Source organism: Streptomyces sp. NPDC033180 (genome assembly GCF_055577645.1).
In genome coordinates this window covers 1,298,491-1,320,961 of sequence record NZ_JBVIPU010000001.1, presented here as the reverse complement: position 1 = coordinate 1,320,961, position 22,471 = coordinate 1,298,491, and the positions used below count along the sequence as shown (strand labels likewise).

24 protein-coding genes, 1 tRNA gene, 2 pseudogenes and 1 riboswitch are annotated in these 22,471 nt (G+C 68.9%); of the genes and pseudogenes, 15 read left to right on the top strand and 12 right to left on the bottom strand.

Features of this window, described 5'->3' with window-relative positions; all coding sequences use genetic code 11:
- The first annotated feature begins 43 nt into the window (after nt 1-43).
- The 3 genes from ACZ5WE_RS05965 (at nt 44) to ACZ5WE_RS05955 (ending at nt 1,539) form a co-directional block, all read left to right on the top strand.
- A complete protein-coding gene (locus ACZ5WE_RS05965) occupies nt 44-145 on the top strand; it encodes a putative leader peptide (RefSeq protein WP_336605789.1) in 102 nt (33 codons plus the stop codon).
- Between the two features lie 156 nt (nt 146-301).
- Nucleotides 302-580: a MoaD/ThiS family protein gene (locus ACZ5WE_RS05960; RefSeq protein ID WP_363211437.1), complete on the top strand. Its 279-nt coding sequence runs from the start codon at nt 302-304 to the stop codon at nt 578-580.
- 5 nt (nt 581-585) lie between these two features.
- Nucleotides 586-1,539 carry a PLP-dependent cysteine synthase family protein gene (locus ACZ5WE_RS05955; protein WP_249589679.1) on the top strand — a complete coding sequence of 318 codons (954 nt, stop codon included), beginning with the start codon at nt 586-588 and terminating at the stop codon, nt 1,537-1,539.
- 93 nt (nt 1,540-1,632) lie between these two features.
- Here ACZ5WE_RS05955 and ACZ5WE_RS05950 read toward each other — a convergent pair whose 3' ends face one another.
- Entirely contained in the window at nt 1,633-2,094 is a 462-nt protein-coding gene (locus ACZ5WE_RS05950; protein WP_467687141.1) for a type II toxin-antitoxin system PemK/MazF family toxin, read from the bottom strand.
- Between the two features lie 224 nt (nt 2,095-2,318).
- Between ACZ5WE_RS05950 and ACZ5WE_RS05945 the strand changes: the two genes are divergently transcribed.
- On the top strand, nt 2,319-3,071 hold the full coding sequence (locus ACZ5WE_RS05945) for an MBL fold metallo-hydrolase (protein ID WP_467687142.1): 753 nt from the start codon (nt 2,319-2,321) through the stop codon (nt 3,069-3,071).
- A 102-nt stretch (nt 3,072-3,173) separates the two neighbouring features.
- Here the strand turns inward: ACZ5WE_RS05945 and ACZ5WE_RS05940 are convergent.
- The 4 genes and pseudogenes from ACZ5WE_RS05940 to ACZ5WE_RS05925 form a co-directional block, all read right to left on the bottom strand.
- Nucleotides 3,174-3,584: pseudogene (locus ACZ5WE_RS05940) on the bottom strand (DUF7916 family protein); the annotation flags it as partial.
- A gap of 17 nt (nt 3,585-3,601) precedes the next feature.
- Nucleotides 3,602-3,694, bottom strand: coding sequence for a DUF7916 family protein (locus tag ACZ5WE_RS05935; protein ID WP_467687143.1), 93 nt, complete (start codon nt 3,692-3,694; stop codon nt 3,602-3,604).
- Between the two features lie 133 nt (nt 3,695-3,827).
- Nucleotides 3,828-5,093, bottom strand: coding sequence for a PTS transporter subunit EIIC (locus ACZ5WE_RS05930; protein ID WP_467687144.1), 1,266 nt, complete (start codon nt 5,091-5,093; stop codon nt 3,828-3,830).
- Nucleotides 5,094-5,357: 264 nt separating this feature from the next.
- Nucleotides 5,358-6,671 carry a PTS transporter subunit EIIC gene (locus tag ACZ5WE_RS05925; RefSeq protein WP_467687145.1) on the bottom strand — a complete coding sequence of 438 codons (1,314 nt, stop codon included), beginning with the start codon at nt 6,669-6,671 and terminating at the stop codon, nt 5,358-5,360.
- 235 nt (nt 6,672-6,906) lie between these two features.
- Between ACZ5WE_RS05925 and ACZ5WE_RS05920 the strand changes: the two genes are divergently transcribed.
- The 4 genes from ACZ5WE_RS05920 (at nt 6,907) to rdgB (ending at nt 9,424) form a co-directional block, all read left to right on the top strand.
- The gene (locus ACZ5WE_RS05920) at nt 6,907-7,140 is read left to right on the top strand and encodes a PTS sugar transporter subunit IIB (protein ID WP_363309358.1); all 234 of its coding nucleotides are present in this window, start codon (nt 6,907-6,909) and stop codon (nt 7,138-7,140) included.
- A 403-nt stretch (nt 7,141-7,543) separates the two neighbouring features.
- Complete coding sequence (gene rph, locus ACZ5WE_RS05915; protein WP_467687857.1) at nt 7,544-8,275, top strand: ribonuclease PH; 732 nt, start codon at nt 7,544-7,546, stop codon at nt 8,273-8,275.
- Nucleotides 8,276-8,395: 120 nt separating this feature from the next.
- The gene (locus tag ACZ5WE_RS05910) at nt 8,396-8,791 is read left to right on the top strand and encodes a hypothetical protein (protein WP_467687147.1); all 396 of its coding nucleotides are present in this window, start codon (nt 8,396-8,398) and stop codon (nt 8,789-8,791) included.
- 27 nt (nt 8,792-8,818) lie between these two features.
- On the top strand, nt 8,819-9,424 hold the full coding sequence (rdgB, locus tag ACZ5WE_RS05905) for an RdgB/HAM1 family non-canonical purine NTP pyrophosphatase (RefSeq protein ID WP_467687149.1): 606 nt from the start codon (nt 8,819-8,821) through the stop codon (nt 9,422-9,424).
- Between the two features lie 49 nt (nt 9,425-9,473).
- Here the strand turns inward: rdgB and ACZ5WE_RS05900 are convergent.
- The 5 genes and pseudogenes from ACZ5WE_RS05900 to bcp all read right to left on the bottom strand — a co-directional run bounded on the left by ACZ5WE_RS05900 (nt 9,474) and on the right by bcp (nt 13,234).
- Nucleotides 9,474-9,549, bottom strand: a tRNA-Leu gene (locus tag ACZ5WE_RS05900).
- 11 nt (nt 9,550-9,560) lie between these two features.
- Entirely contained in the window at nt 9,561-10,400 is an 840-nt protein-coding gene (locus ACZ5WE_RS05895) for an HNH endonuclease signature motif containing protein (protein WP_467687151.1), read from the bottom strand.
- Nucleotides 10,397-11,016: pseudogene (locus ACZ5WE_RS05890) on the bottom strand (HNH endonuclease). The gene ACZ5WE_RS05895 and the pseudogene ACZ5WE_RS05890 overlap by 4 nt, the downstream one beginning before the upstream one ends.
- A 133-nt stretch (nt 11,017-11,149) precedes the next feature.
- Entirely contained in the window at nt 11,150-12,646 is a 1,497-nt protein-coding gene (gene proP, locus ACZ5WE_RS05885) for a glycine betaine/L-proline transporter ProP (RefSeq protein WP_467687152.1), read from the bottom strand.
- Nucleotides 12,647-12,766: 120 nt separating this feature from the next.
- On the bottom strand, nt 12,767-13,234 hold the full coding sequence (gene bcp, locus ACZ5WE_RS05880) for a thioredoxin-dependent thiol peroxidase (RefSeq protein WP_467687154.1): 468 nt from the start codon (nt 13,232-13,234) through the stop codon (nt 12,767-12,769).
- 178 nt (nt 13,235-13,412) lie between these two features.
- Here bcp and ACZ5WE_RS05875 point away from each other — a divergent pair, with 178 nt between their 5' ends.
- The 3 genes from ACZ5WE_RS05875 to ACZ5WE_RS05865 all read left to right on the top strand — a co-directional run bounded on the left by ACZ5WE_RS05875 (nt 13,413) and on the right by ACZ5WE_RS05865 (nt 14,728).
- On the top strand, nt 13,413-13,742 hold the full coding sequence (locus tag ACZ5WE_RS05875) for a DUF3618 domain-containing protein (RefSeq protein WP_467687156.1): 330 nt from the start codon (nt 13,413-13,415) through the stop codon (nt 13,740-13,742).
- 185 nt (nt 13,743-13,927) lie between these two features.
- Complete coding sequence (locus ACZ5WE_RS05870; protein ID WP_190080540.1) at nt 13,928-14,230, top strand: GroES family chaperonin; 303 nt, start codon at nt 13,928-13,930, stop codon at nt 14,228-14,230.
- 65 nt (nt 14,231-14,295) lie between these two features.
- Nucleotides 14,296-14,357: riboswitch (guanidine-III (ykkC-III) riboswitch) on the top strand.
- Nucleotides 14,358-14,407: 50 nt separating this feature from the next.
- Entirely contained in the window at nt 14,408-14,728 is a 321-nt protein-coding gene (locus tag ACZ5WE_RS05865) for a DMT family transporter (protein WP_160505255.1), read from the top strand.
- A 61-nt stretch (nt 14,729-14,789) separates the two neighbouring features.
- Here ACZ5WE_RS05865 and ACZ5WE_RS05860 read toward each other — a convergent pair whose 3' ends face one another.
- Nucleotides 14,790-17,285 carry a transglycosylase domain-containing protein gene (locus tag ACZ5WE_RS05860; RefSeq protein WP_467687158.1) on the bottom strand — a complete coding sequence of 832 codons (2,496 nt, stop codon included), beginning with the start codon at nt 17,283-17,285 and terminating at the stop codon, nt 14,790-14,792.
- A 197-nt stretch (nt 17,286-17,482) separates the two neighbouring features.
- Here ACZ5WE_RS05860 and ACZ5WE_RS05855 point away from each other — a divergent pair, with 197 nt between their 5' ends.
- The 4 genes from ACZ5WE_RS05855 to ACZ5WE_RS05840 are packed head-to-tail and all read left to right on the top strand — an operon-like array spanning nt 17,483 to nt 20,859.
- The gene (locus ACZ5WE_RS05855) at nt 17,483-18,304 is read left to right on the top strand and encodes an ABC transporter permease (protein WP_467687159.1); all 822 of its coding nucleotides are present in this window, start codon (nt 17,483-17,485) and stop codon (nt 18,302-18,304) included.
- A gap of 13 nt (nt 18,305-18,317) precedes the next feature.
- On the top strand, nt 18,318-19,160 hold the full coding sequence (locus ACZ5WE_RS05850) for an ABC transporter permease (RefSeq protein ID WP_467687859.1): 843 nt from the start codon (nt 18,318-18,320) through the stop codon (nt 19,158-19,160).
- Between the two features lie 6 nt (nt 19,161-19,166).
- Entirely contained in the window at nt 19,167-20,132 is a 966-nt protein-coding gene (locus tag ACZ5WE_RS05845) for an ABC transporter ATP-binding protein (protein ID WP_467687161.1), read from the top strand.
- A gap of 10 nt (nt 20,133-20,142) precedes the next feature.
- Nucleotides 20,143-20,859, top strand: a complete 717-nt coding sequence (locus ACZ5WE_RS05840) for a DUF1707 SHOCT-like domain-containing protein (RefSeq protein ID WP_467687162.1) — start codon at nt 20,143-20,145, stop codon at nt 20,857-20,859.
- 12 nt (nt 20,860-20,871) lie between these two features.
- Here the strand turns inward: ACZ5WE_RS05840 and ACZ5WE_RS05835 are convergent, their stop codons facing one another.
- Nucleotides 20,872-22,191 carry an SGNH/GDSL hydrolase family protein gene (locus ACZ5WE_RS05835; protein ID WP_467687164.1) on the bottom strand — a complete coding sequence of 440 codons (1,320 nt, stop codon included), beginning with the start codon at nt 22,189-22,191 and terminating at the stop codon, nt 20,872-20,874.
- Between the last annotated feature and the right edge of the window lie 280 nt (nt 22,192-22,471).

Genomic DNA, 22,471 nt, shown 5'->3' with positions numbered 1-22,471 from the left:
ATCACATTCCAGAACCCGGACCGGGAATCGATACGATGACCGCATGGTTCCCCACGACGTGAGCGACAAGATGCCGGGCATGCTGCTCGTTGCGCGTCTGCACGTCGATTTGTGCAGGCTCTCCAGCGCGATCTGTTCGCGCTGACAGCCGCCGCCGTACGGCCGTGAGCCGCGGCGCCACCCCCGCGTAACGCCCTGCGCACTCGCGCATCCGCGCCCACGCACCCCGCACTGACGCACTTCGCACGACCGGGCCGCCGCGCGCCCACCCACGTGACTTCTCCCGACAGGAGCCCAAGCCATGGCCATCGAGGTCCGCATCCCGACCATCCTCCGCACCTACACCGACGGCGCCAAGGCCGTCGAGGGCAGCGGCGACAACCTCGCCGAGCTCTTCAGCGACCTCGACTCGCGGCACGCGGGCATCGCCGAGCGCATCGTGGACGGCGACAAGCTGCGCCGCTTCGTGAACGTGTACCTGAACGACGAGGACGTCCGCTTCCTGGACGGCATCTCCACCAAGCTCACGGACGGCGACAACGTCACGATCCTGCCGGCCGTGGCCGGCGGCATGGTCTGATCCGGATGCCTCGCTACGACTCCCCGCTGGCGGCCGTGGGCAACACGCCCCTCGTCCGCCTGCCGCGGCTCTCCCCGTCCGACGACGTCCGCATCTGGGCGAAGCTGGAGGACCGTAACCCGACCGGTTCCATCAAGGACCGCCCGGCGCTGCACATGGTCGAACAGGCGGAGAAGGACGGGCGGTTGACGCCCGGCTGCACGATCCTGGAGCCGACGTCCGGCAACACGGGCATCTCGCTCGCGATGGCGGCCAAGCTCAAGGGCTACCGCATCGTGTGCGTCATGCCGGAGAACACCTCGCAGGAGCGGCGTGAGCTCCTCGCCATGTGGGGCGCGGAGATCATCCCGTCCCCGGCGGCCGGCGGCTCCAACACGGCGGTACGCGTCGCCAAGGAGCTGGCGGCCGAGCACCCGGACTGGGTGATGCTCTACCAGTACGGCAACCCGGACAACGCGGGCGCCCACTACGCGACGACCGGCCCCGAGATCCTCGCGGACCTGCCCTCCGTCACCCACTTCGTGGCGGGCCTCGGCACGACCGGCACGCTCATGGGCGTGGGCCGCTTCCTGCGCGAACAGAAGCCGGACATCAAGATCGTCGCCGCGGAGCCCCGCTACGACGACCTCGTGTACGGCCTGCGGAACCTCGACGAGGGCTTCGTCCCCGAGCTGTACGACGCGTCGGTCCTGACCACCCGCTTCTCGGTCGGCTCGGCGGACGCGGTGACGCGGACCCGAGAGCTGCTTCAGCAGGAGGGAATCTTCGCGGGCGTCTCCACCGGCGCCGCGCTGCACGCGGCGATCGGCGTCGGCAAGAAGGCGGTGGCGGCGGGGGAGTCCGCCGACATCGTGTTCGTCGTGGCCGACGGCGGATGGAAGTACCTCTCCACGGGCGTCTACACCGCCGAGACGACGGAAGCGGCGATCGAGACCCTGCAGGGCCAACTGTGGGCTTAGAGGCAACGCAGGAGAACGCGGGGCGGGCCGGATACATCCGGCCCGCCCCGCGTTCTCCGTTGCCGCTCAACCCGCCAAGTTCTCCGTTGCCGCTCAACCCGCCAAGTACCTGACCTGATCCCACAGCGCCGGATCCACGATCCCCGCCCGCCTGCGGAACTCCCACACCGGCACATCCCGCAGCTCGTCGGTCTCCAGGAAGCTGGGCCGCCCCCGCGCGTCCCCCACCGACCCGGGCGGCAGCGGAATCACCCCGGCCCGCTCGTCGTGGTACTTGCTGGTGATCTTCGCGACGACCGCGCTCTGCCCCCGCACGGACAGCACGAGACAGGGCCGGTCCTTGGTGCCGGGACCGTCCTCGTAGGGCACCTTCGCCCACCAGATCTCCGCGGGCTTCGGCGCGGGCAGCCTGCGCCGCGGCCCGCGTGGCCTGCCCGGCGGCCGGGTGGTCCGCCCGCGGGGCCCGCGGGTGCTGCGGCCCCGGCCGTCCACCACCGCGGCGACCGCCGCGAGCACCACCACGGCGGCCAGCGCGAGCCACCATGACGTATCCATACCGCAGACGGTACCGGGGCGCTCCCCGCCCCGCGCGCCCCCCGAACCGGTGACAGAGCAGGTGAGTTCTCCCACAACGGCCCACGACGGAGGAGCGACCGGGCCTTTTGCGCCTTACGCTCGACGGACCGCAGAACTCCTCGTAGAGCCTGACGCAGGCCTCTTCGAGAACCCCCCGCAACGCCCCGTACAACCCCCGTTTCGCCCCCGGAGGTTTCCGCTCCATGAAGCTCACCGTCGTCGGCTGCTCGGGGTCGTTTCCGTCCGCGGACTCGGCCTGTTCGAGCTACCTCGTCGAGGCCGACGGCTTCCGGCTGCTTCTCGACATGGGCAATGGCGCCCTGGGCGAGCTGCAGCGCCATGTCGGTCTGTACGACCTGGACGCGATCTTCCTCAGCCATCTGCACGCCGACCACTGCATCGACATGTGCGCCTATTTCGTGGCGCGCTACTACCGGCACGAAGGCGGCCGCTGCGCCCCCATCCCGGTCTACGGACCCGAGGGCACGGAACAGCGCCTGACCACCGCGTACGCCGACACCCCTTCGGCCTCGTCGATGAGCGAGGTCTTCGACTTCCACACCGTGAAACCGGCCTCGTTCGACATCGGCCCGTTCTCGGTCCGTACGGAGAAGGTGTGCCACCCCGTCGAGGCGTACGGCATCCGCGTCGAGCACGGGGGCAAGTCCCTCACGTACTCGGGAGACACGGGTGTGTGCGCCGCGCTGGACGAACTGGCCGCCGACACCGACCTGTTCCTCTGCGAGGCGGCCTTCACGCACGGCAAGGAGAACATCCCCGACCTGCACCTCAACGGCCGTGAGGCGGGCGAATCCGCCCGGCGCGCGAACGCCGGGCGCCTGCTCCTGACCCACATCCCGCCGTGGACGGACCCCCAGGTGAACCTGGCGGACGCACGCGCGGTGTACGACGGCCGGGCCGAGCTGGCGAAGCCCGGCCACAGCTACGAGATCTAGCTCGCCGGCGGTCAGCGCCTGGTGCCGCGGCCGCCCAGCGCCACTGTTCCAGGTGTGGCGGCGGCCGCGGACCGCGACCGAGTACGCGTACATGACCTCCGGATCGCACATGCCCGGCAGGTAGGAGTCGCCGAAGTGGTGGGCGTCGACGCCCACCTCCTTCGCGGTCAGGGCCAGCTGCGGCACGACGTTCGCGTGGCTGCCCTCCTGGCTGGTGCCGATCGCCCCCATCACGACCGCCCCCGCGTCCTGCACCGCGGCCACCGCCTCGGCGGCCAGCTCCTTGGTGACGCCGGGCAGCGTCCCCGGCAACGGCATGACGACACCGTCCGCGCCCGCCTCCACCAGTGAGGTGAGCCGGGCGGCCGTGACCCGCTCCGGGTGACCGGCATGGTGCATCTTGCCGCTCCACAGCGCGACGTCGTCACCGAGGCCCCGCCGCAGCTCCTCGGTCACCCGCGCGAGCCCCTCGTACGAACCGCCCGTCCCCGGATTCGCCGTCAGGCACAGCATCGCCGCACCCATGTCGATCAGCCGTCTGGCGAGGCCCGCTCGATCAGGTTCAGTACGACGATGTCGGCGCCGAAGGCCGCGACGAGCTCGGCGTTGTGCACACCGGGCATGCCCGGCATCGGGATGAGGGCGGCCCGGTCGGCGAAGACCTCGACTAAGAACGACCGTAAGCGGATGGAACGGGCAAAGCCCCGCACCGTTGGTCGCAACGGTGCGGGGCTTACGTCCCGAATGGGGCGGAGGCTACTTCGACTCGGCCTTGAGGATCTCGGCGAGCTCCTCGTCGGACTCGCGGCCCGGCGTCGGCAGGTTCCACTTGGTGATCGCGAAGCGGAAGACCACGTAGTAGAGCGCCGCGAAGCAGAGGCCGACCAGGGCCAGGCCCAGCGGGTTCTTCGCGATGCCGAAGTTGATGGCGTAGTCGACGAATCCTGCGGAGAAGCCGAAGCCGTCCTTCATGCCAAGGGCCCAGGTCAGCGCCATGGAGACACCGGTGAGCACCGCGTGGATCGCGTACAGGACCGGGGCGATGAACATGAACGTGAACTCGATCGGCTCGGTCACGCCGGTGACGAAGGCCGTGGCCGCGAGCGAGAACATCATGCCGCCGACGACCTTGCGGCGCTCGGGGCGGGCGCAGTGGACGATCGCGAGGCAGGCCGCGGGAAGGGCGAACATCATGATCGGGAAGAAGCCGGTCATGAACTGGCCCGCGGTCGGGTCGCCCTCGAGGAAGCGGGCGATGTCGCCGTGCTTGCCCTCGTAGTCACCGGCCTGGAACCAGGGGAAGGAGTTCAGGAGGTGGTGCATGCCGACCGGGATCAGCGCGCGGTTGACGACGCCGAAGATGCCCGCGCCCACGGCGCCGGAACCGACCAGCCACTCGCCGAAGTTGTGCAGACCCGTGCCGAGGACCGGCCAGATGTAGCCGAAGACGATGCCGATGAACAGGCCCGCGAAGGCCGACAGGATCGGGACCAGGCGGCGGCCGCCGAAGAAGCCGGCCCAGTCGGGCAGCTTCGTGCGGTAGAAGCGCTGGTAGATCAGGGCGACGACGATGCCCATGACGACGCCGCCGAGCACGCCCGCGTCGACGGCCTTCTCGGCCATGACGATCTTGCCCTCGACGACCGTCGCTTCCTTCGGCAGGTTGCCGTCGGTGAAGGTGGCGAGGACGTTCTTGAAGACCAGGTAGCCGGTGACGGCGGCCAGGGCCGTGGAACCGTCCGACTTCTTGGCGAAGCCGATGGCGATACCGACGGCGAACAGCAGCGCCATGTTGTCCATGATCGCGCCGCCGCCGGCAGCCATGAAGCTGGCTATCTTGTTGATGAAGTCCGGCATGGACGGCTTGCCGAGCATGTCGTCGTGGCCCAGACGGACCAGGAGTGCTCCGGCGGGCAGCACGGCGACCGGCAGCATGAGGCTGCGGCCGATGCGCTGCATGACAGCCATCACGCCGGCGCCCTTTTTCTTGTCGGCCGCGGGGGCGGCACTGGCCGTGGACACAACTTCCTCCAGTGGGCAAGGCGCCGCCTGGGGACATGGAAGTGGGGGACGGCGGCGTCTCCGGGGGCCGCGGCCGACGGCCGCGTGGTCTACACCAATAAGTGGTGTAGACCTGTTGTAGCACGGTGAAGGTGACGTAAGGAACCCACGAGTTTTGTGGGGTCGGCCATAACGCGAAATGAACGCTGATAAGCCCCCGGACCGACGGTCCGAGGGCCTTGCGCAGGGGAGGCGGGCGACCCCTCTCCGTGAGGGGCCAGGGGTCTAGGCCTTGGTCTGTTCCGAGTCCTCGGCCTCCGACTCCTCCTCCGGTTCTCGCCCCGGCGTATGCAGATCGAACTTGCGGATCACGAAGCTGAACAGGGCGTAGTACACCGCGGCGAAGACAAGGCCGATCGGGATGATCAGCCAGGGTTTGGTCGCAAGACTCCAGTTGATGACGTAGTCGATCAGACCCGCCGAGAAGCTGAAGCCGTCCTTGACCCCCAGCGCCCACGTCACCGCCATCGAGACACCGGTGAGGACCGCGTGGATCGCGTACAGCGCGGGCGCGATGAACAGGAACGAGTACTCGATGGGTTCGGTGATGCCGGTGACGAACGACGTCAGGCCGACCGAGAGCATCAGACCGCCGACCACCTTGCGGCGCTCCGGACGGGCCGCGTGCGTGATCGCGAGGGCCGCGGCGGGCAGGGCGAACATCATGATCGGGAAGAAGCCCGACGTGAACTGACCGGCCGTCGGGTCGCCCGCGAGGAAGCGGTTGATGTCACCGTGCACGATCGTGCCGTCCGGCTTCGTGTAGTCGCCGAACTGGAACCAGACGAACGTGTTCAGGAACTGGTGCAGGCCGACCGTGAGCAGTGCGCGGTTGGCCACGCCGAAGATTCCGGAGCCCAACCAGCCAAGGTCCACGAGCCACTTGGAGAAGCTGGTCAGCGCGTCACCGATGGGCGGCCAGACCCACACACAGAGCCCGGCGAAGACCAGACCGACGAAGGCCATGATGATCGGCACCAGGCGGCGGCCGTTGAAGAAGCCCAGCCAGTCGACCAGCTTCACGCGGTGGTAGCGCTGCCAGAACCACGCGGCGAGCAACCCCATCACGATGCCGCCGAAGACCCCTGGATTCTGGTACGCGGCCTGCGCGGGCGTCCCGTCCTCCGCGATGCAGACGCCGCTCCACATCCCCGCGGCGCCGAAGGTGGTGTCCGCCGGGCAGTCGTCGGGGAAGGCGCGAAGGACCGCGTAGTAGACGAGGAAGCCCACGACCGCGGCGAGCGCCGTCGAGCCGTCCGACTTCTTCGCCATGCCGATCGCGACACCGATGCAGAACAGCAGGGGCAGACCGAGGGTGGAGTCCAGGAGGGAACCGCCCGCAGCCGCGAAGACCTTGGCGACGTTGTCCCACCCGAGGCCGTCCGCGCCGAAGACGTCCGGCTGTCCGAGGCGGTTCAGGATGCCTGCGGCGGGGAGGACGGCGATGGGCAGCTGGAGGCTGCGGCCCATCTTCTGAAGGCCCTGGAAAAGCCCGTTCCACCATCGCTTCTGCGGCACCGCTGCTGCTTCGGAACTCATCGGCGTCCCCTCCGGAACAAGCCAGGTTTGGCGGGCGTTGAAAACTGGTGTAGACCAGTTGCGGAACGAGTGCGGTGCCGTCCCGGCAGGAACGGCGAGGGGGATGGCACCTTGATCGCCATCATTGGGTACGAGTGCCGCAACCGCCCGCGAAGATGCTCCAACCGTGCGTTACCGTGACAAAGCGGGCCTACGGTGTGGTGAGGCCGCGTCCTTTAAGAACAGGGAGAACACCATGGCCAGCAAGGCTGAGAAGATCGTCGCCGGGCTCGGCGGCATCGACAACATCGAAGAGGTCGAGGGCTGCATCACCCGCCTCCGCACCGAGGTCCACGACCCGAGCCTGGTCGACGACGCCGCGCTGAAGGCCGCAGGCGCCCACGGCGTCGTCAAGATGGGCACCGCGATCCAGGTCGTCATCGGCACGGACGCCGACCCGATCGCCGCCGACATCGAAGACATGATGTGAGCAGCTGACCGCCCACTGCCCGAGGGCCCCGCCGACGACCGGCGGGGCCCTCGGGCGTGTACGGATGCGGGGCCCTCCGCGCACCTGCAGTCGGCAGCCAGACGCGAGGGGACGTGCCGGTATGTCTGCCCGGAGCACGGTTCGCGGCGTTCCCTCGCCGAAGTATCAAGTCGGCCACCGGACGACAGCGAGGACGGACATACCGGCGCGGCCCCGCACCCACAGCCGGGCAGGACCCGAAGCACCCACGCCCCCGCAGTCGGCAACGAGAGACGCGTCCGGATCGGCCCCCCGCCACCCACACGCACCGCCCCGTGACCCCGATGCGACCCAGCCATCTGCCGATACGGGCCCCCGCCCATCTGCCGATAGGGTCAGCCGCATGTCCTCCACGCCTGACTCCGTGCCTCGAATCGACGGCCGCACCCCCGAACAGCTCCGCCCGATCACCATCGAGCGTGGCTGGAGCAAGCACGCCGAGGGCTCCGTCCTCATCTCCTTCGGCGACACCAAGGTCTTCTGCACCGCATCCGTCACCGAAGGCGTCCCGCGCTGGCGCAAGGGCAGCGGCGAAGGCTGGGTCACCGCCGAGTACTCGATGCTCCCGCGCTCCACCAACACCCGCGGCGACCGCGAAGCCGTACGCGGCAAGATCGGCGGCCGCACCCACGAGATCTCCCGGCTCATCGGCCGCAGCCTCCGCGCCGTCATCGACTACAAGGCACTCGGCGAGAACACCATCGTCCTCGACTGCGACGTCCTCCAGGCCGACGGCGGCACCCGCACCGCCGCGATCACCGGCGCGTACGTGGCCCTGGCCGACGCCGTCGCCTGGGCCCAGGGCAAGAAGCTCATCAAGGCCGGCCGCAAGCCCCTCACCGACACCGTCTCCGCCGTCTCCGTCGGCATCGTCGCCGGCGTACCGCTCCTCGACCTGCGCTACGAGGAGGACGTCAAGGCCGACACCGACATGAACGTCGTCTGCACCGGCGACGGCCGCTTCGTCGAGGTCCAGGGCACCGCCGAAGCCGAGCCCTTCGACCGCAAGGAACTCAACGCACTGCTCGACCTCGCGGTCGGCGGCTGCGAGGACCTGGCCGTGTTCCAGCGCGAAGCGCTCGAAGCAACGAAGTAGCGGACCGCCAACCGGACCCGCCCCACAGGCAACCAACAGGGCCCCCACAAGCGTTCTTACGGTTACGGGTGCACGGGCAAAGCCGTGCGCCCGTAACAGCTCTCGGGGAGGGACCCACGCATGGCCGCGCGCCACCGCCGTATCGCCATCGCCATCACATCAGTTCTGATCGCCGTACCGGCGGGCGTAGGACTGGTCGGCTGCGACGCCGTCAACAAGGCCCTGGACTGCGTCCAGACCGCGGACGCGATCGCCGACAGCGTCACCGACCTCCAGCAAGCCGTCGAGAAGGCGGGCGACGACCCCACACAGGCGGACGAGGCGCTCGACAAGATCGACAAGAACCTCGACGACATCGGCGACAAGACCGACAACACCGACGTGAACAAGGCGGTCGACGACCTCGACAAGGCCGTCGGCAACGTCCGCACGTCCATCAACAACGGTGACGCCACCCCCGACCTCAGCCCGATCACGGACGCGGCCGGCGAACTGACGAAGGTCTGTACGCCGTAGCGTCCGGGGGCTTGGATACTGGTCGTCATGACCCGCCTCATCCTCGCCACCCGCAACGCCGGCAAGATCACGGAACTCAGGGCGATCCTCGCCGACGCAGGTCTCACCCACGACCTCGTCGGCGCGGACGCCTACCCCGAGATCCCCGACGTCAGGGAAACCGGCGTCACCTTCGCCGAGAACGCCCTCCTCAAGGCCCACGCCCTCGCCAAGGCCACCGGCCTCCCCGCGGTCGCCGACGACTCCGGCCTCTGCGTCGACGTCCTGGGCGGAGCCCCCGGCATCTTCTCCGCCCGCTGGGCGGGCAAGCACGGCGACGACGCCGCGAACCTGAACCTGCTCCTGGCCCAACTCGGCGACATCGACGAGGACATCCACCGCTCGGCCCACTTCGCCTGCGCGGCGGCACTTGCCCTCCCGGACGGCACGGAAAGGGTGGTGGAGGGCCAACTCCGCGGCACCCTGCGCCACGCCCCCTCAGGCTCGGGCGGCTTCGGCTACGACCCGATCCTCCAGCCGGAGGGCGAGACGCGAACGTGCGCGGAACTCTCCGCAGAGGAAAAGAACGCGATCAGCCACCGGGGGAAGGCCTTCCGGGGGTTGGTGCCTGTGGTGCGGGAGCTGTTGGGCTGAGGGGCACGAGGAAGGGCGCGACGTTCGTACGTCGCGCCCTTTCGTTGTGTGGGCCCGGTGGGACTCGAACCCACGACATACCGGATCTAAACCGGCATCCTCTTTACCAGCTGGGATACGGGCCCGCCGGGCCACTCTACTGTGTCGCGCGGCGACGGTTCGAGAAGGTTCTGGTCTGGCTGTGGCAGGAGGGGCACAGGTAGCGAAGGTTCCCCCGGCGGTTGTCCAGACGGTCGCCGTTGACGTGGTCGATCTCCAGAACGAGGCGCTTGCCTCGCCAGATCTCACTCACTCCGCACGCCCCGCAGATGCGCGGTGCACCGACGTCGTCGAGAGCCCGCCGCAGCATGGTGGTCCGGGTGCGGCCCACGTCCGAGGGGAGCTGGACCAAGATCTCGTCAGCACTCTTGCGATTGGCCCCGGACCGGCCGATGTTGTGCCCTTGCCCGACGAAGTGGTCGGTCGACAGCCCGTAGGCCTCAATGCTGCGTACGGCTCTCGCGCGCCCGGCGCCACCGAACGGAGAGCAACCCAACGCCCGCATCACCCCGGCCAATCCGTGGGACTCGGCGACGGCGCGTGCGAGGTCCTCGCGTGGAAAGAGGCTGTCGGCGACGCCGCGCCGCCAGGTGAAGTGGCTTGTGTCGATTCCGAACTGGTCCAGCTTCTTCTTCACGTGCCAGTACGGGCCGTCCTCCGGTGGGATGCCCATGTGCAGGAACATCTCCCGGATGCTGGAGGACCGGGCTGCTGCTTCCGTCAGGGTGTCCTTCGCATAGGAGCGGGACGGGCGTTCGGGTAGCGGCTCCTCGCGGAAATGCGTGGTGTCGATCCCGTAGTGCTGGAGGCGATCACGGAGGTACCTGCGGGGCCCTGCTCCCATCGGTGTTCCCAGCCGGCGCATCAGATCCACCAGGCTCGTGCAGGAGGGAGCCATGCGGGCGAGAGTCGTGCGCGGATACTTGGCCCGGCTCACGTGGCACTCCGCTTGCGACCGCGGTAAGTGTCCGTCACCGCATGGCAGTTGGGGCAGATGAGACGAAGGTTCCCAGGGCGGTTGTCCCGCCAGTCCCCGTTGATGTGATCGACTTCCAGCCGAAGTGGCTTGCCGTTCCACTCGTTGCCGACTCCGCACTCCGCGCATTCTTCGGACGCCCCGGCCCGCAGCAGCTCCCGGCGAAGCCGCGTGCCGGCGATTCTCCCGTCATCGGGGGATCTCAGGGCGAGTACGGGGCCCAGCGAGCCCTTGGGCCTGCCGCGTGGAGTGACGAAGTGCGATATGTCGATTCCGAGGGCGACACCCGGCGGCTGATGTGCGCATGGTTGCCGCCCACGTTGCTGATACCGAGAAGGCGCACAACCTCCCGCATGGTGGTGGACCGCGCCACTGCCTCACGGAGCTGTTCCTCCGTATGCCGCACCCACTGCTTCGGGAAATGCGAAGTGTCGATCCCCTCCGAGGTCATCCTCCGGCGCAGATAGCGTCGGCTGCCGGGTGTGGGAACACCCCCGCACCATCGCACCGCCTCATCCCACGTCGATGTCTCCCGGGCTGCTTCCTCCAGCAGCTCGCGGGTGTAGCGAACTGGCATGTCACCCCTCCCGTTCCGGCCGCGCGTTCGCAGCCTCGTACGGGCTAACGAACCGACAATCGGACCGTTACGTCCGGAATGCGGAACGGCCCGTCCCACTTTGTGTGGGGCGGGCCGTACGGGGCGGGGAGGGTCAGAAGCGGGGCGTCGGTGCCGCTGCTTCCACCATTTCCGCCGCCTCCTCCTTCGTCTCCACCGATGGGGGCGAGCCCGACAGTGGCTTCTGGGCTGTTTCCTTCATGCAGGCCACCGCGATGATGCCGACCAGGGCCGCCGCCATCGAGTAGTACGCCGGGATCATGTCCGTCCCCGTGATGCTGATCAGGGACGTGATGACCAGGGGGGCCGTGCCGCCGAAGAGGGATGCGGAGAGGTTGTAGCCGACCGACAGGGAGCCGTAGCGGACCGAGGTGGGGAACAGGGCTGGGAGCGTCGCCGACATCGTGCCGAGGAGGCAGACCAAGGAGAGGCCCAGCAGGAGCATGCCGCCGGAGACCGCGATCAGGCTGCCCTGCTTGATCAGGAGGAACGCCGGGATCGAGATGACCAGGAAGCTGATCATGCCCGTCATCAGGAGCGGCTTGCGGCCGAAGTGGTCGGACAGCTTGCCGACCTGGCTGATGATCAGCATCAGGATCACCATCGTGCCGATGAGGATCAGCAGGCCGTGCGAGTCGTCGTAGCCGAGTTCGTCCGAGAGGTACGTCGGCATGTAGGAGAGGAGCATGTAGTCGGTGACGTTGTACGCGCCGACCAGGGCGATGCACAGGATCAGCGTCGGCCAGTAGTTGGTGAAGATCTTCGCCAGGTCGCCCTTGGCGGTGGTCTCCACGGTGGAAGCTCCCTCGGACGCCGAGTGGAAGGTGGCGTCCTCCATCTTCTGGAACGCGGGCGTCTCGTCGAGCTTCAGCCGCAGGTAGAGGCCGACGAGGCCGAGCGGGCCCGCGACGAGGAACGGGATGCGCCAGCCCCACGACTCCATGGCGTCCGAGCCGAGTGCGGTGTTGAGGATGAGGACCAGGCCCGCCGCGCCGGTGTAGCCGGCGAGGGTGCCGAGTTCGAGGAAGCTGCCGAAGTAGCCGCGGCGCTTGTCGGGGGCGTACTCGGCGATGAAGGTCGACGCGCCGCCGTACTCACCGCCTGTGGAGAAGCCCTGGACGAGGCGGAAGAAGATCAGCAGGACCGGGGCCCAGAAGCCGATGCTGGAGTAGGACGGGATCAGGCCGATGGCGAGGGTGCCGATGGCCATGAGGATCATGGTCAGGGCGAGGACCTTCTTGCGGCCGATCTTGTCGCCCATTGGGCCGAAGACCATGCCGCCGATGGGACGCACCAGGAAGGACACCGCGAAGGTGGCGAACGAGGAGATCAGCTGGACCGTGTCGTTCCCGGAAGGGAAGAAGACGTGGCCGATGGTGACGGCGAGGTAGCTGTAGATGCCGAAGTCGAACCATTCCATGGCGTTGCCGAGCGAGGCGGCTTTGACCGCCCGCTTGACCGCCGCCTCGTCCGTGACCGTGATGTCGGTGCGGCGCAGCGGGGGATCCTTGCGGCGCTTGACGGCCCGGAACAGGGTGCGGTGTCGCTTGACCGCGTCGGCGTCGGCCTCGGCTTCTTCGTGGGCCGCCATGAATAGTCCTTCCGTGCTGTGAACAGTCCTCCAGGGATCACTTGCTCGAACTTGGCCGACGCAAACGAAAGCCCCCTTGAAGGGGGCTTCGTCACAGTTGGAAGGACGGGGGTGGGGTGGTCAGATGCCCAGGTCCTTGATGATTTTGGCTACGTGCCCCGTCGCCTTGACGTTGTAGAAGGCGTGCTCGACCTTGCCGGTCTCGTCGACCACGATCGTGGAGCGGATGACGCCGGTCACGGTCTTGCCGTACAGCTTCTTCTCGCCGAAGGCGCCGTACGCCTCCAGGGTCTCCTTGGAGGGGTCGCCGACCAGGGTGACCTTGAGGTTCTCCTGCTCGCGGAACTTGGCGAGCTTCTCCGGCTTGTCGGGGGACACGCCGATGACGTCGTATCCCGCGGTCGCGAGCGCGTCGAGGTTGTCCGTGAAGTCGCAGGCCTGCTTGGTGCAGCCGGGGGTGAGGGCGGCCGGGTAGAAGTAGACGATGACCTTGCGGCCCTTGTGGCCGGCCAGGGAGACGTCGTTGCCGTCCGCGTCCGGCAGGGTGAAGGCCGGGGCCGTGTCGCCGGGGGTGAGTCGCTCGCTCATCTTTCGGTCTCCTCGCACAGGATGCTCATGCTCATCAGCAGGTTGCTCGTAAAAACGTGTGGTGACGGAGTCGAGCGTAATAGGGGTGCCGTGGGGTGCGGGGCGCGTGGAGCTGACAGACTGTCGGCGACACGTACAGAAGGAACAGACAGCCGGACACGACCACGGAGGCAGCGCGGTGTCGGACACGTCGGACAGCAGGACCCCGGCGCAGATCGAGGCGGACATCAAGCGCCGCCGCGTGACGCTCGCCGAGACGCTCGACGAGATCGGGGTGCGGGTCCACCCGAAGACGATCGTGGGTGACGCGAAGGCCAAGGTCGCCGCGAAGGTGGACCACTCCCTCGGGCGGGCGTACGTCGGTGCGAACCGCGTGGTCTCCGATGTGCGGGGCCAGCTGGTGCACGAGGACGGTGCGCCGCGTCTGGAGCGCATTGTGCCGGTGGCGCTGGTGGTCGTGGGTCTGGTGGGGATGCTCGCCGTGAGTTCGCGGCGCCGCAGGGACTGACTTCGGGCCCCGCAGGGACTGACTCCGGGCCGCGCAGGGACTGACTCCGGGCCCCGCGAGGTCTGACTTCCGGTCCCGCGAGGTCTGACCCGGCATCGTCCGTGCGGGCCGTCGGCAGGTAGGTTCGGGGCGTGAGCGCCAAAAGCCAGGGACACAGCACCCACGACGACAAGCTGCCCATCCGGATGCTGCACGACCGTGTGCTCGTGCGGCAGGACACCGCCGAGGGCGAGCGCAAGTCGGGCGGCGGCATCCTGATCCCCGCGACCGCCGCCGTCGGCAGGCGTCTGGCCTGGGCGGAGGTGGTCGCCGTCGGGCAGAACGTGCGCGCGGTGGAGCCGGGCGACCGGGTTCTGTACGACCCGGAGGACCGGGCCGAGGTGGAGGTGCGGGGCGTGGCGTACGTGCTGATGCGCGAGCGCGATCTGCATGCCGTGGCCGCCGACCGGTTCGAGGGTTCCGAGGATTCGACCGGGCTGTATCTGTAGCAGTGGGTATGTGCGCGTCGTAAGGGGCTGGTGACCATCGTCACCAGCCCCTTACGCACGTTGTTTGCTACCTTTTGAGGACCCCGACGAGACGCGCCGTACCGGGTTTCGGCAAAGACGACGCACCCCCATTTGAAGTGACGCGATCTCGCGTCTCTACGTGTCGGAGGTGCCGTCGTGGCCTGGGTTCTGTTGATCGTCGCCGGTCTGCTCGAAGTGGGCTGGTCGATCGGGATGAAGTTCACCGAGGGGTTCACGCGGCTGTGGCCGAGCGTGTTCACCGGACTCGGGATCGTCGCCAGCATGATGCTGCTCTCGCACGCCGCCAAGACGCTGCCCATCGGCACGGCGTACGGCGTGTGGGTCGGTATCGGCGCTGCGGGTGCGGCGGTGGTCGGGATGATGGTGCTCGGTGAGCCCGCCACCGCCGCCCGGATCTTCTTCGTCGTGCTGCTGCTGGTCGCCGTGGTGGGTCTGAAGGCGACCTCGGGGCACTAGTGGGTCTGAAGGCGACCTCGGCGCACTAGGAGTACGTCCTGGCTGGCCCCGGGGCGGGGCACTAGTAGTAGTACGCCGGGCTGCCCTCGCCCTTCCTTCTGGCCGCGCCCTCCGTCAGGCCGCCCAGGTCCGCGCCGCCGTCGCCCGTTCCACCGTCGACGGTGGAGCCGTCGGTCTGGCCGCCCTGGGCGGTGCCCGGGTCGGTGGGGGTGCCTCCGTCGGTCGCTCCGCCGTCGACGGTGGCACCGCCGTCCGTCTCGCCCTGCGTCTGCCCTTGGTCCTGCCCCTCGGTCTGGCCCTGGTCCTGGCCTTGCGTCTGCCCCTGGTCCTGGCCCTGGGTCTGCCCCTGGTCCTGGCCTTGGGTCTGGCCCTCGTCCTGGCCCTGCGTGTCGTCACCGCCGGTGGCCGCGCCGCCGGTGGCCGGGTCCTCCTCGACGTCCGAGGGGTCCGGGACGGGCGGCACGTCGGCGCCCTCCTCCAGCTGCAGGTCGAAGTCCTGCACGGGCTCGCCCTCCAGGGCCTCCCGGGTGAACTGCGCCCAGATCTGCGCGGGGTAGGCGCCGCCGTTGATGCGGGGCTGGCCGAGCGCCCCGTACAGCGGGGTGTGCGCGCCGGTGTCGGGGTTCTGGCCCATCACGGAGACCACGGTGGCGAGTTCGGGGGTGTAGCCCGCGAACCAGGCCGCCTTGTCCTCCTCCGCGGTGCCGGTCTTGCCCGCGGCGGGGCGGCCCGCGGCCTGCGCGGCCGTGCCGGTGCCGCCGTCGACGACGCTCTGCAGGATCGACGTGGTGGTGTCGGCGGCCTCGCGGCTGACGGCCTGCGCGGTCGTCTGCTCCGGCAGTTCGATCTCCTGGCCGTCCTTGGTGACCCGCTCGACCATCGTGTACGTGGGGTGCTTGCCGTGGTTGGCGAGCGTCGCGTACGCCTCCGTCATGTCCAGGACGGAGGCCGTGGAGGGGCCGAGCGCGATGGAGGGGGACGCGGTCAGGTCGGGGGTGCTCTCGGGAACGCCGAGCGCTACCGCCGTGTCCTTGACCTTGTCCGAGCCGACGTCGACGGCCATCTGCGCGTAGACGGAGTTGACGGACTTGTCGGTGGCGGTGCGGACGGTGATGTCGCCGTAGTTGACGTCGTCCTCGTTCTCGGGGGCGTACGCCCCGCCGTCCCAGCCCTGCACGGGGCGCTTGTTGGTGCCGTCGTAGATGGTGTTCGGGGTGATCGGGCGGCCGTCCTGCGTGACCGATCCGTTCTCGACCGCCGAGGTGAAGACGAACGGCTTGAAGGTGGAGCCCACCTGGTAGTCGCGGCGTGTGGCGTTGTTGACGTACTGCTTCGTGTAGTCGATGCCGCCGTACATCGCGACGACCTTGCCGCTCTTCGGGTCGATCGAGGCGCCGCCCGCGCGCACGCTGCGGTCGACCTTGCGGGCGTCCTTGTCGACCTTGGACATCACCTGGTCGTCGACGGCCTTCTTGAAGGCGTCCTGGCGGCCCTTCTGGAGAGTGGTGGTGATGCGGTAGCCGCCCTTGGCCAGGGTGTCCTCGTCGACGATGTCGTTGGCCGTCAGATAGTCCTCGACGGCCTGTACGAGGTATCCGCGCTGTCCGGAGAGGCCGGATGAGCCCTTGGCCTCCTTCGGTGCGGGGAACTTGGCCCTGGCCCGTTCGGCGGGGCTGAGCCAGCCCTCCTTGACCATGCCGTCCAGGACGTAGTTCCAGCGGCCCACGGCACGCTGCTTGTTCTCCGGGTGCGTCGCCACGTCGTACGCGTTGGGGGAGTTGAGGAGCGTCGCCAGATAGGCGCCCTGCGCGGTGTTCAGCTTCTTGACGTCCTTGCCGAAGTACGCCTGGGCCGCGGCCTGCACGCCGTAGGCGTTGCGCCCGAAGTAGCTGGTGTTCAGATACCCGGCGAGGATGTCGTCCTTGCTCACCTCGCGGTCCAGCTTGATGGAGATGAAGAACTCCTTGGCCTTGCGGGTGACCGTCTGCTCCTGGCCCAGGTAGTAGTTCTTCACGAACTGCTGGGTGATCGTCGAACCGGACTGCTTTCCCTTGCCGGTGACGGTGTTGTAGGCGGCGCGGATCATCGCCTTCGGGTCGACCGCGGACTCGCTGTAGAAGTCCCGGTCCTCGGCGGCGAGCGCCGCGTGCTGGACTTCCTTGGGGATCTGGCTCAGCGGGACGTTCTCGCGGTTGACCTCGCCGTCGCGGGCCAGTTGGCTGCCGTCGGCGTAGAGGTAGACGTTGCTCTGCGCGGTGGCCGCGGCGTTGGCCGGCGGGATGTCGACGATCATGTAGCCCGCGGCGAAGCCGCCGACGCAGAGCAGGATCAGCAGGATGAATCCGCCGAGCACCATGCGCCAGGTGGGGAAGATGCGGCGCCAGCCCTTGCGCTTGGGGCGCTTCTTCTTGCCCTCTTTGCCCTGCTCGCCTTCGGCGGCAGGTGCCGCCGACCCGGCAGGGGTCTCATCCGGGGCCTTCGGGTCGTCCACGGGTTCGCGGGGCGCCCATCCCTCGGGTTTTCCGGCGCCCTGCTGCTGCGGCTCGTCGCTGCTCATGTCTCGTGGAACTCCCGGTTCGCGTCGCACGTCACGTACGCCTCGTACGACCCATTGCACACTGTCGCTTCATGCGTTCCGCGCCAGGCACGCGCCGAGCGCCGAAAATGCCTGGCACGAGCGATGACGACCGCACTAGGCTCCGTCCCTTTGGCCCGGAACGGGCAAGGCCTTCGTCAAGACTCTCGCTAAAGGGGATGCGTGTGCGTACAGGACGGTTCCGCTTGTACGCGGCCGTCGCTCGCGGCGGGTTCAGGCGATACGCGACCTATCGGACGGCCACGCTGGCGGGGGTGTTCACCAACACCGTCTTCGGGCTGATCCTCGCGTACACCTACATCGCGCTCTGGGACGAGCGGCCGGGGCTCGGCGGTTACGACCAGTCGCAGGCACTGACGTTCGTGTGGCTGGGTCAGGCGCTGCTCACGGTGATGGCGCTGATGGGCGGCGGCTTCGAGGGCGAGCTGATCGAGCGGATCCGCACCGGGGACATAGCCGTCGACCTGTACAGGCCGGCCGACCTGCAGCTCTGGTGGCTGGCGACGGACCTGGGCCGGGCCCTGTTCCAGCTGCTCGGACGCGGTGTCGTGCCGATGGTGGTCGGCGCCCTCGTCTTCGATCTCGCCCTGCCTGGTGAGCCGCTGCGCTGGCTCGCCTTCTTCCTCGCGGTGTTCCTCGGCGCCCTGGTCAGCTTCGCGATCCGGTTCCTGGTGGCGCTCTCCGCGTTCTGGCTGATGGACGGGGCGGGCACCTCGCAGGTGGCGATGCTCGCGGGCACGTTCTTCTCCGGGATGCTGCTCCCGCTGAACGTCTTCCCGGGCGCGCTCGGGGAGTTCGCCCGCGCGCTGCCCTGGTCGGCGCTGCTCCAGGTGCCCGCCGATGTGTTCCTCGGCAAGCACACGGGCGTGGACCTGCTGCGGACGTACGCTTTCCAGATCGGCTGGGCCGCGGTGCTGCTCACGGCCGGGCGGCTGCTGCAGGCCGTGGCCACGCGACGGGTGGTGGTCCAGGGTGGCTGACCTGACGCGGCCGATGGAGGGCCGTACCCGGGTGGGGGAGCGGCTGACGCAGGTGCGGGACGGGCTTCGCGCCTACCGGCTGATCTCCGCCATGTGGATCCGCTCCCTGATGGCCTACCGGCTGTCCTTCGTGATGACGGCGTTCGGCAACTTCGCGGTGACCGCCTTCGACTTCGCGGCGATCCTGCTGATGTTCTCCCAGGTGGACCGGCTCGGTGGCTACTCGCTGTCCGAGATCGCCCTCCTGTACGGCGCCACCTGCACCTCGTTCGGGCTCACCGACCTCGCCCTGGGGTCCATGGACCGGCTCGGCAAGCGGGTGCGTGACGGCACGCTCGACACGCTCCTGGTGCGGCCCGCTCCGGTGATCGCGCAGGTCGCCGCCGACCGCTTCGGGCTGCACCGGCTCGGACGCCTGCTCCAGGCCTCGCTCGTCCTCGGGTACGCGCTGGTGGTCCTGGACATCGACTGGACCCTGCTGAAGGTGCTCATGGTCCCGCTGATGCTGGTCTGCGGGGCGGGCATCTTCGCGGCCGTGTTCGTCGGGGGCGCCGCCTTCCAGTTCGTGGCGCAGGACGCGGCCGAGGTGCAGAACGCCTTCACGTACGGCGGCACGACGCTGCTCCAGTTCCCGCCGACCGTCTTCGCCAAGGACCTGGTGCGCGGCGTCACCTTCATCCTGCCGCTGGCCTTCGTGAACTGGCTGCCCGCGCTGTACGTCCTGGGGCGGCCCTATCCGCTGGATCTGCCGACGTGGGTGGCGTTCACACCTCCGCTGGTGGCCGCCCTCCTTCTCGCACTCGCGGGCCTCGCCTGGCGCACGGGCCTTCGTTCGTATCGCAGCACAGGGAGCTGAACTGCCGTGGAAACAGATCTCATTGAGCTGGAGGGCGTCGAGAAGGTCTTCGACGTCGCCAAGAAGACCGGCTTCCTGCGCCGCGAGAAGCACGAGGTGCGTGCCGTGGACGGCATCTCCTTCACCGTGCCGCGCGGCGAGATGGTCGGCTACATCGGCCCGAACGGCGCGGGCAAGTCGACGACGATCAAGATGCTGACGGGGATTCTCACGCCGAGCGGTGGGCGGCTGCGGGTCGCGGGGATCGATCCCTCGCGCGAGCGCACACGCCTCGCCCGCCGTATCGGAGTGGTCTTCGGCCAGCGGACGACGCTGTGGTGGGACCTGCCGCTGATCGACTCGTACCGCCTGATGCACCGGATGTACCGGATCCCGGACGCCCGCTTCAAGGAGAACCTCGATCGCTGCGTCGAACTCCTGGAGCTGGGCGCCCTGTTGGACGTCCCCGTGCGCCAGCTCTCGCTCGGTCAGCGGATGCGCGGCGACATCGCGGCGGCGCTCCTGCACGATCCCGAGGTGCTGTACCTGGACGAGCCGACGATCGGCCTCGACGTGATCAGCAAGGCCAAAGTCCGGGAGTTCCTGCGGGACTTGAACGCGGAGGCGGGCACGACGGTCCTGCTCACCACGCACGACCTGACGGACATCGAGCAGCTCTGCAAGCGGGTGATGGTCATCGACCACGGCCGTCTGATGTACGACGGCGCCCTCGCCGGGCTGCACGAGGTGGGGGAGAGCGAGCGCACCCTGGTCGTCGACCTGGAGCGGGAACTGCCGCCCATCGAGATGGAGTCGGCGCGCGTGGTGAAGGTGGAGGGCCCGCGGCAGTGGCTCGCCTTCCCCGCGTCGGAGTCGGCAGCTCCGCTTGTCGCCCGGGTCGCGGCCCGGTATCCGATGGTCGACCTCTCGGTCAGGGAACCCGACATCGAGGCCGTCATCGCCAAGATGTACGCGGAGAAGGCGACCTCGTAGGCTGCCTCGTATGACCGACGAGCAGCCTCATCTCCCGGACCTCCGGGCCGCCGACGCCGACCGCGACCGCGTTGCCGAACGACTCCGTGAAGCCGTGGCCGAGGGCCGGCTCGACATGGAGGAGTTCGAGGAACGCCTGGACGCGACGTACAAGGCGCGTACGTACGGCGAGCTCGAGCCGATCACGCGGGATCTGCCGGCGGTGGGCGCCAAGATCTCCATGGTGAAGCCGAGCGCCACGGGGGAGGGTGAGATCGACTGGCCGTCCCGCGTCGGCGGCGAGGCCACCTCCACGGGGGGCTTCGCGTTCTGGAGCGGGTTCATGCGCAAGGGCGCCTGGACCGTGGGCTCGCGGTTCACCGCGTTCGCGCTGATGGGCGGCGGCGAGATCGACCTGCGCGAGGCGCGGTTCGCCGATCGTGACGTCGAGATCCGCTGCTTCACGATCATGGGCGGCCTGCAGGTCACCGTGCCGCCCGAGCTGAACGTCCAGGTCAGGGGCTTCGGCATCATGGGCGACTTCGAGGACAAGGCCTCCGGGGAGGGCACCCCGGGCTCCCCGCGCGTGGTGGTCACGGGCTTCGCCCTGATGGGCGGGGTCGGCGTGGAGCGCAAGCTGCCCCGGGCGGAGCGCCTCCGGATCAAGGAGGAGCGCCGCCGCGAGAAGCTGGAGCGGCGCGAGGAGCGGCGCGAGTTGCACATGCGCAAACGGGAGGAGCGGGACTGAGCCGCGGGACGGCTACAGCTCGGCGGCCGCGGAGCCGCGCAGGTGCGCGAGGTTGAACGTCTCGGCCATCTTGCGGTAGCCCGCGTCGCTCGGGTGCAGGTGGTCGCCGGAGTCGTACTGGGCGCGCAGCTTGCGGGGGTCGTACGGGTCCCGCAGCGCCCGGTCGAAGTCGACGAACTCGTCGAACACCTTGCCGTCGCGGATCTGCTCGTTCACCGCCTGGCGCACGTTCTCCAGCTCCTGCTCGTACCCCCGGTGCCCGCCGAACGGCATCACGGTCGCTCCGACGACGCGCAGGCCGCGCGTGTGCGCCTGCCGCGTCAGCTCCCGCAGGCCCTCCACGATGCGGTCGGGGTTGTTCTGGTGCGGGTTGCGCAGGATGTCGTTGACGCCGAGCGCGACGACGACGGCCTTGACGCCCGTCCGGTCGAGCACGTCCCGGTCGAAGCGCGTGAGCCCGCTCGGGTTGTCCGCGGGGGCGCCGTTGCCGTCCGAGAGGATGCGGTTGCCGCTGATCCCCTCGTTCACGACGCCGTAGCGCGGGGCGCCCGACTCGTCGCGGAGGCGGTCGGCGAGGGTGTCGGTCCAGCGGGCGTTGGCGCCCATCGTGGAGGAGATGCCGTCGGTGAGCGAGTCACCGAAGACGACCACGGTGCCGTCCGACTCGTTGGACAGGACGTCCACGGCCGAGAGGTAGCGCCAGGAGGTGCTCTGCTGGGTGTACGCGACGCCGTTCGGGTCTTCCGTACGGTCGCCGTCGGCGACGTAGCTGACCTGGCGGGCGTGCGGGTGGAAGGTGACCGGGCCCGAGGGGGTCGGCGAGAACGTCGAGACCAGGAGGTCGGCGTCGTGCGGCACGCGCAGCCGGACCGCGTCGCTCATCACCTGCTGGCCCGCGGGGATCACCACGGAGGTGTTGCCGTTGAAGTTCAGGCGGCGCAGGGTGCCCGGCGCCGCGGCCGGGTTGTTCGCCCCCGCGGCGACGGCGATGGAGGCGTGGGTGATGCTCAGCGGCGTCTGCCCGTACAGGTTCGACAGGGTGATGCGGGCGCTGTCGCCGCCGACGCTGGTGTGCACGACATTGCGGATGGAGCGGCCCGCGAAGCCGTTGCGGTGCGTGTTTGGTTCGGCGGCGGCGGGGGATGCGGCCCAGGAGCCGACCCACGTTCCGGCGGAGGCGGGAGCCGCGGAGTTGCGCGGGCTGCGGGGCCCCGCGCTGATGGTGTCCTGAGATCCGTCGTCGCTGGATACACCGAGGTATATGGCGGCGGAAATCACCACTATTACCGCGAGGACCGCGGCAAGCAGGGCATAACCGTGACGCTTGGTCATGCGGGCTGTGTCTCCTCGAGCAGGGGGAGCCCGATCGAGGCTCCGATGTGATCACCCCATGATGCGTCATGGGCCGTGAGGCGGCCGACACTGCCCCCCTCCGACCATTCAGACGCCGGGAACTTGTGGTCCGTTCCAGGAGTCGGTCAGGAAGGGACGCAGAGAGACGGGGACAATACGGATGAGGACGCCGCGAACCACGCGAACGGGTCAGGTGGAGTGAGTGGAACGCACGAATCGATCAATGCCGGAGGACGCGGCTGAGGCGGACTCTGCCGGG

Bases quoted from the DNA above. Each gene is read 5' to 3' on its own strand.
- ACZ5WE_RS05955 (WP_249589679.1), top strand. From the start codon at position 586: ATGCCTCGCTACGACTCCCCGCTGGCGGCCGTGGGCAACACGCCCCTC.
- ACZ5WE_RS05910 (WP_467687147.1), top strand. From the start codon at position 8,396: ATGGCCGCGCGCCACCGCCGTATCGCCATCGCCATCACATCAGTTCTG.
- ACZ5WE_RS05945 (WP_467687142.1), top strand. From the start codon at position 2,319: ATGAAGCTCACCGTCGTCGGCTGCTCGGGGTCGTTTCCGTCCGCGGAC.
- ACZ5WE_RS05965 (WP_336605789.1), top strand. From the start codon at position 44: ATGGTTCCCCACGACGTGAGCGACAAGATGCCGGGCATGCTGCTCGTT.
- proP (WP_467687152.1), bottom strand. From the start codon at position 12,646: ATGGCGGCCCACGAAGAAGCCGAGGCCGACGCCGACGCGGTCAAGCGA.
- ACZ5WE_RS05950 (WP_467687141.1), bottom strand. From the start codon at position 2,094: ATGGATACGTCATGGTGGCTCGCGCTGGCCGCCGTGGTGGTGCTCGCG.
- rdgB (WP_467687149.1), top strand. From the start codon at position 8,819: ATGACCCGCCTCATCCTCGCCACCCGCAACGCCGGCAAGATCACGGAA.
- ACZ5WE_RS05935 (WP_467687143.1), bottom strand. From the start codon at position 3,694: ATGCCCGGTGTGCACAACGCCGAGCTCGTCGCGGCCTTCGGCGCCGAC.
- ACZ5WE_RS05925 (WP_467687145.1), bottom strand. From the start codon at position 6,671: ATGAGTTCCGAAGCAGCAGCGGTGCCGCAGAAGCGATGGTGGAACGGG.
- ACZ5WE_RS05855 (WP_467687159.1), top strand. From the start codon at position 17,483: ATGCGTGTGCGTACAGGACGGTTCCGCTTGTACGCGGCCGTCGCTCGC.
- ACZ5WE_RS05960 (WP_363211437.1), top strand. From the start codon at position 302: ATGGCCATCGAGGTCCGCATCCCGACCATCCTCCGCACCTACACCGAC.
- ACZ5WE_RS05870 (WP_190080540.1), top strand. From the start codon at position 13,928: ATGCTGCACGACCGTGTGCTCGTGCGGCAGGACACCGCCGAGGGCGAG.
- ACZ5WE_RS05840 (WP_467687162.1), top strand. From the start codon at position 20,143: ATGACCGACGAGCAGCCTCATCTCCCGGACCTCCGGGCCGCCGACGCC.
- ACZ5WE_RS05850 (WP_467687859.1), top strand. From the start codon at position 18,318: ATGGAGGGCCGTACCCGGGTGGGGGAGCGGCTGACGCAGGTGCGGGAC.
- ACZ5WE_RS05860 (WP_467687158.1), bottom strand. From the start codon at position 17,285: ATGAGCAGCGACGAGCCGCAGCAGCAGGGCGCCGGAAAACCCGAGGGA.
- ACZ5WE_RS05835 (WP_467687164.1), bottom strand. From the start codon at position 22,191: ATGACCAAGCGTCACGGTTATGCCCTGCTTGCCGCGGTCCTCGCGGTA.
- ACZ5WE_RS05920 (WP_363309358.1), top strand. From the start codon at position 6,907: ATGGCCAGCAAGGCTGAGAAGATCGTCGCCGGGCTCGGCGGCATCGAC.
- bcp (WP_467687154.1), bottom strand. From the start codon at position 13,234: ATGAGCGAGCGACTCACCCCCGGCGACACGGCCCCGGCCTTCACCCTG.